1 protein-coding gene is annotated in these 715 nt (G+C 75.0%); it reads right to left on the reverse strand.

Annotated features, from left to right (window positions below):
* The coding region (locus H489_RS38280; protein WP_051067395.1) for a hypothetical protein at positions 1–666 on the reverse strand (666 nt) is incomplete at its 3' end.
* Positions 667–715 lie beyond the last annotated feature (49 nt).

Below are 715 nucleotides of genomic sequence, written 5' to 3' on the forward strand. Positions count from 1 at the left end.
GTCGGGCGCACCGAGCACGCGACGGCGGATCGGCGGGACCTGCTTCACCGGCTCGGCGACGCGGGTGACGGGTTCGTCGTCCTCGGCGCGACGGGCGGCGACCTCGCGGGCCGTCCGGGGCTTGTCCGACGGTTCCGCCGGGTGCGTGATGGCGGCACGCATCGCGGCCTCGACCGCGGTGCGCAGGGCGTCGGTGCGCTCCGACGGCGCCCCCGCCTGGCGGAAGGCCTGGTACGCCCGCGACAGGGCGGCGCGCGCCTCGTCGAAGCGGTCGTTCTCGAACAGCGACCAGCCCTCGATCTCGGCGGCGGCACCTTCGAGTTCCGGCCACTCCTCGGTGGCGGCGGTGTCGCGGGCCATGGCGGCTTCGTTGGCGGCGCGGTCGTGGCGCCCCAGGTCGTGCAGGACGTGCGCACGACGGATCCGTGCGGCGACCTTGTCCTGGCGCTCCCCGGTGAACATCGCGAGACGGAACACCTCTTCCGCGATGACGAGCGACTCGTCCAGACGACCGAGCAGACGGAGCAGCTCGGCCCGTTCGGCGAGGGCGTCGGTGCTGCGGCTCTGGCCGAGGTCGCGGAGCCGCTGGTGCACGGCGTCGACGTCGACCGCGGGTCGCAGGCTGATGGGCGCGAAGGTGCTGCCCGGGCTGACCCCGGCCGTCACGGGAGCCGCGTGGCGCGGTTCACGGGAACGGTCGGACGGGTCGGGCAGC

Origin of the sequence: Curtobacterium flaccumfaciens UCD-AKU, from assembly GCF_000349565.1 — a bacterium.
GTDB classification, from domain to species: domain Bacteria; phylum Actinomycetota; class Actinomycetes; order Actinomycetales; family Microbacteriaceae; genus Curtobacterium; species Curtobacterium poinsettiae.